Below are 6,000 nucleotides of genomic sequence, written 5' to 3'. Positions count from 1 at the left end.
CCTCGCGGCCCCTACGGGGCCACTCGATCGGTCGTGGACCGCCTCAAGGCGGTCCAACTTTCTGCCGCACGCCCTTTGTGTACGGATTGAAGGCTTCAAAACCCGGCATGAAAAATAGCGAACAGGCGTTTCTTTAATGATAGCGAAAAGATCGCGATTCCAAGAGGCACAAAATCCGTACATAAACGGCAATCTCTGCCATTTTGAAGCACTTTGCATGTCACGCGACGTAATCGCCAGCACGAAGCGCGTCACACTTTTCCGCGCGGGGAGTGCAAAGCACCAAACCACAACAGGCGCGCCCGTGTTGGGGAAGCGCGCCTGTGGGGTGATGCGGCGGAGCGGGTGGTCCCAGCCGCGAATGTGTACGATGTGTTACGCGGAAGTCTTCGCCGCGCTCACCTCATAGGAGAGATTGGCAATAGAAACCTGACCATCATTGGCGAGATAGTTAAGCTGAGCACCGCTGGGAAGAGATAGGCTGAATCCAACTATGAGCTTGGTCTTGGCGGCAATAGTCCAGTTGACAGGTTCACTTGTCTCATTCACGGTTAAGGGAACCTTCACCTCAGAATCTGCCCCACCTGTTGTAGGCTTCAGCAGAATGCGCACTCCCTTTAAGGTTGTGTCGTCAGCAAAGAGCGAGGCAGCACTTTCGCTTCGCGTACTCTTAACAGCAGTTACCTTAATGTCTTCAGGCGTGGTGGACTTAAACTCAAGGTTCGGTCCCGAAACATTCCCCGAAGCATCCACTTCAATAAGAGCAGCAGTGGGGAAAGAGAAGGTAATCTGCAAGGTCCAGTGAGCAGTAAGGGTGACATTATCAGCATCTTTATTCCAATTAGCTTTGCTCTTCCCTTTTTCGTCGTAGTACTGGGTGTTCTGATCATCGAAGTAGCCAGCAAACGTGTAGCCATCCTTTGTCGGAATCGTGATATCTGGCATAGCGGCGTCGAAAGTGGCAGTAACGGAGGTGCTGCCATTCTCACCGTCAGCAAAGTTAAACTTAACCGTGTAGGTCTTCGCTTTCCAATGAGCTTTAAGGGTAGTATTCTCCGTCTTGTCCCAGCTCTTGGCACTTGTACCATCGGCTTTGTAATACTGGGTTGTACCATCGGAGCCATAATAGCCTTGGAAGGCATAACCCTTCTTGGATGGAACTTGCACTTGTTGCATCGCAGAGTCGTAGGTAGCTTCCACATTATCGCTTCCGCCAGAGCCATTGTCCTTGTCAAACGTAATCTGATATTTATTCGCGGTCCAGTTGGCCGTGTAGGCTTTGTTGCCGGTTGAGCCTTTTGGGATGGTGACATTCGTTTGTGGGGTGGTGCCGTTTGAGCCTGTCCAGCCCTTGAAGGTATAGCCTGACCTTGAGGGGTTTTTGAGGGTGATGGTGTCAGTGTCTACCGTATAGGTTGTGGGGTTTCCGGTAACTGATCCACCGGCTAGTGTGCAGTCGATTGTGTACGTGTCTTTCTCCCACACGGCATGCCAGATTGCACTTCCTGTAGTTGAAGTGGGCAGGGTTGCAGCAGTGGTGGCCGTGGAAGAAGTTGCCCAGCCTTTGAAGGTGTAGCCTGACCTTACTGGTTCTGGAGGGGCTGGCGTAGGCTCGAAAAGTGGAACATCAACTCCGTAGTTATCGGCAGTGTTCCATTTACCACCATTGCCCTCGAAAGTCACGCGAACTTTGACAGGTTCGGTGCTGTTGGAGTTAATGACGCGAAGACCTATGGTAATTTGACCTGGCTGACCACCGGTACCTGTTGACTGGTTTTTGGACGAGTCAGTGATGCGCAAACCCATAAGCGTGGTGCCAGCATTGCCATTATCTGCCGCCAAGGCAGGTACGGACACCAAAGCAGTCAGCACGAGCGCACAGGCAAGAGCGAACGCAACAACCCGCCGGGTGAACCGTATAGTATTTGATATGTTTTTCCTGCTTGACATGCTTGTCGGTATTCCTTCCGATAATCAACCCGAGTGAGGTTTGTCGCAAAAGGCTTGACGCTCGTCGCAACGTCTACCGGGGGGCGCAGCCCCGGCAGATTTACGAGTACAGGATTAGAGACAGAAGCAGGGACGCACATACACGTAGTCAGAGTCGTCCGCATAGGTTAGGAGGCTTGGATCGCCAAACGAGTTCACATTTAAGAAATCTTCACTGGAACCAGGGGAGACAGAACGCTCCCACCAGTCAACGCCCTCAGAAAGTGAACTATTCTCTCCGTCGTTTTCAGTTACTTTTTGATGCCAATAGGCGTATTGTGTACCCTCTTGGGCTGTCCAATGATTGCTGCCCCACTTGCTACTCTCAACTAACTCGGAATAGCTTGCGATGAAGAGTTTGTCGTTGGAGATAGTGATAGTGGAGGTACTGCCGTTATAAGTAGGCTGATATTTCTTCTTAACTACCTCGATGGCGTTTTGCAGATCGACAGGGACTTGGTTCCAAATATAATTTCCGTCGGAGCCATTATTAACACCACCCACGTTCGGTAGGTTGTCGGGGTTCATATTTGCGCGGAGTCCACTTGCGCCCCAGCCACCGACATTGGTACTTGAAGAGTTTATAGATTCGGGGCTATCCAACAGACCGTCGAATTGAAAGGTGAGACCCGCTTTACCACCGGAGGCTTTATCGTCGTGGAGAACATCGATGATACACAGGTCGTAGGTTGCGCCCGACCACTTTGACTTACAGACATACTTAGAGTCACCGGCAACGTAAGCTGCATACATGTTGTAGTATAGGGAGCCTTTCCCCTTGTTAGAGATATCAACGGCATGCACTTTGACATCAGCAAGAGAATAGTATTGCTCCGTTGAAGTATCCCACAAATAAAAAGTATCGTTCGGATTACCATGGCCTGTTGGAGTAAACGTAAGCCCTTCAAACGTACACATAACAGTGGCGAGTGATACAGAAACTGGATTGGTACCAGTGCTTGCGGCCTCTTGCTTTACTTCGGCGTTTGCGAGGGAGGGATCGTTTGTCAGATTCAGACGGAAGGTATAGGGAACTGAACCACCAGGCGCAATGCCGAAAGCTGCTTTGTCGGTGGGTACAGCACTATTCACACCTGTCCCGTAACCAAAGCTGGCAGCCGCACCTTCGTTGCCTTGGGGATAGAGACTAAATATTCTTTGGGTATTGAGATTTCTTGAGCTATCGAGTGTTTGAATGTGCTTCTCCACGCCAAGGTTTGTTGTACAGCTAACACTGGCAAGCTGCACAGCTTGACCTGAAGAGTTGTTCTTGAAGATAGCAGTGCCGGTAGCGCATTCGGGTTTTGTCGCTACGTCGTAACCATTTCCATCTCCGAGAAATACTTGCATGGGAGCGGTTACATTTATTTGGGTGTCGCCGGTGAGATAGACCGCAGGAATGTCGGCACTCGCGAGCGAGATACCGGATTCAGCATCGGGGTTAGGGGAGACCTCTACTGTTCTGCTAGCGCGAGCGAGTTCTACATTGTCCAACGTGAGCACAGCAGCAACGTCAGAGGTGCCTGCTTTCTTGGCGCTCACTTGGCCAGCATCTACTGACAGAGGTGTTGCTGCGTAGGAGTAGGAGGTTTCTACCGGGTCGGGAGCTTGGAGGTTGCCGCCTTCGAGGAGGTTGGCTTCTTGACCGGCCTCGATGGCGAGGGGCTCTTGGGAAAGAGACACGCCGTAAGGCAAGAGATGGTTGCCCTCGGAAGGCAGACCGGGGCTCCAGGAATCCTGGGAGCCGGAGGGAATGTAGATCGAGGTGTTGGTGCAGCCGGCGAGGGCGTCGCTTGCAGCCTCGGGGGTGCCGAGAGCGACGACACGCTCAAGCGACTCGCAGGCGGCGAAAGCTTTGGAGCCGATTGTTTCGATGCTGGCCGGGAGCCACACGTCTTTGATTGAGGTAGCCTCGAAGGCTCGCTCGCCGATGGTGCGCAGGGTGTTGGGAAACTCGATAGTCGCGAGGTTGGCACAACCAGCGAAGGCGGCAGTGTTGATGGAGGTGATGCTTGTGGGAAGCTTTACGCTCGTGAGCGAGCCACGATTTGCGAAGGCGTTTTCGGCTATGGTGCTTACGCGGTAAGGTACGCCGTTGATCTCGGCGGATGCAGGGATTTCGAGTTCAGCGGCTGGATCGTCTTTACCCTCCCAGGAGGCTGCGAGGGTGTAGTCATCGAGCAGCGTGTAGGTGAGGCCGCTCATTGCTTCTTGTCCGGACTCAGGACGCGCAGTTGCGCCAGGCTTCGCTGGCTCGGCGAAGTGTTCGAAGCCGGCTGCTTCCCAGACGGCCTTGCGAGCTTCGTAGTTCTCCCCTGTTGGAAGAGCTACGACAGCGGAGGTCTTGGCTTCGTCAGGGAATGCGGCGGAGTCAATGGTGCGCACATTCCCAAGTGCGGTGATTGACGCAAGGTCCTTGCAACCGGCGAAGGCGTACTCGCCGATAGCTTCGGTTTCAGTTGGCAGTACGACAGCCGTCCCAGCGGCTGGGGTGCAGGCGATCAGGGTTTTCATATCTTTGGTGAATAGCATCCCATTATATGATGAGAGTGCGGTGCCGCCGTCCCCGACTATGAGTGATGGGATACCTTGACACCGGGAAAATGCCAAGGTGGGGACAGAAGACGTTTTGCCGGGTATGACGGCGGCACCCTCCTTGCCCTCGGGAATGAGCAGGAGTTTCGAATAGTCTTTGGAAAAGAGCATGCCATCAGAGGAAGCAAAGGCTTCGCTCTTGGCGCTGATGGAGAGTGATTTGAGAGAGGTGCAGCCCGCGAGTGCGTCGGGGTCTACCTCGCGAAGTGTTGCCGGAAGCGAGATAGAAGCGAGTTCCGAGCAGTGTGCGAAGGCGTCCTTGGCGAGAGCAGCCACCTCGTAGGTGGTGGAGCCACTGGTGACGTTAGCCGGCAGCGAGAAGTCGCCCTTAGGAGGTGTGGCTGCGGCGCCGATGAGTTCTACGGTGTTGTCTTCGCGGACTTTGAAGACGAGGCCGTCGGAGACAATGGAGGCAACAGAGTTCGATGCGCCATCTATTGGCAGCGGGACGGTGCCTGCTACTTGGGATGCACCTTGCGCAGCTGAGTTTTCGTTTGAGTTGTTGGAGTTCTGGTCGCTTTCGACCTTGAAGGTGCGAGCATCGCTCGCGCTTGAAGTTTCACCACTGGTTTCACTAGCACCAGTGATCGCGTTAATTTCCTCCGCGACGTTTAGAGGCTCAGAAAGCCCCCCCCCCCCCGGAGGTTTTCGGATGTTGCTTCATCGCCCGCATAGGCAGGCAGTGCGTTGGTCGTCAGGGTAAGCGCGAGCGTTAGCGCGCACGCAGCCCTGCCGAGCCGCAAAGCTCGACGATTATTCATTTCCCTTGTCCCTTTACTTCCTCACTGTGCATTTCCCGATGCACGTATTCCGCGTCCCTGCGGAATATGCTCGGCATAGTAGCACGCGTTGGAAGTTTGTGAAGGGAGGCTGTTCTTGCCTATCGCTGGGAGAATCAAGACTTCAGGAGGTCATTACCGCAGGTAGAACATATTCCGCACACTGCGACAAGCAGCCCTTTCGAAAACTTCCCGTATTCACACTTTCTCCACATAATGTGACGCGCTTACGCGCTACTGATTTCACCAGGAGACCCTCACCTACCCTCGCTTTATGACGCGGGCTGTCCGGCAGAAGATATGAATATTCCAACCCACAATGACGAGCTGGTTGGACGTAGGGATGCTCTCCAGAGCATCCGCTCCGCCGCTAGGCGGAGAACACAATCCTAACCTGCGTTTTCGCGCTTCGCGCGAACGAATGCTCTGGAGAGCATTCCTACGTGGGTTATGCTTCTTGCAAGATCACGCCTTCAAGTTAGTCAGCCCGCGTCATAAAGCAAGGGAGTTGGTCACCTCGTGGCGTAATAGGCAGCGCGAAGCGCGTCACCTTTTTGTGGGGCGATTCACGGATGATCCATTCCACCCGAGGCGAAAACCCATCCGCAACCTGCGTTTTCGCGCTTCGCGCGAAAGG

At 53.8% G+C, this 6,000-nt stretch carries 2 protein-coding genes; both read right to left on the bottom strand.

Going from position 1 to position 6,000, the window contains the following annotated elements; genetic code table 11:
- Positions 1 to 375: 375 nt before the first annotated feature.
- Positions 376 to 1,950: an InlB B-repeat-containing protein gene (locus QNJ86_RS05015; RefSeq protein ID WP_283831498.1), complete on the bottom strand. Its 1,575-nt coding sequence runs from the start codon at positions 1,948 to 1,950 to the stop codon at positions 376 to 378.
- 114 nt (positions 1,951 to 2,064) lie between these two features.
- Positions 2,065 to 4,899 (bottom strand): leucine-rich repeat protein, encoded by a 2,835-nt coding sequence (locus QNJ86_RS05010; RefSeq protein WP_283831503.1) that lies wholly within the window; start codon positions 4,897 to 4,899, stop codon positions 2,065 to 2,067.
- Between the last annotated feature and the right edge of the window lie 1,101 nt (positions 4,900 to 6,000).

The organism is Gordonibacter faecis (genome assembly GCF_030077735.1).
Taxonomy (GTDB): domain Bacteria; phylum Actinomycetota; class Coriobacteriia; order Coriobacteriales; family Eggerthellaceae; genus Gordonibacter; species Gordonibacter faecis.
This window is presented reverse-complemented; position numbering and strand designations above follow the sequence as displayed.

Coding starts and splice junctions, on each gene's coding strand:
- QNJ86_RS05015 (WP_283831498.1), bottom strand. CDS start 1,950: ATGTCAAGCAGGAAAAACATATCAAATACTATACGGTTCACCCGGCGG.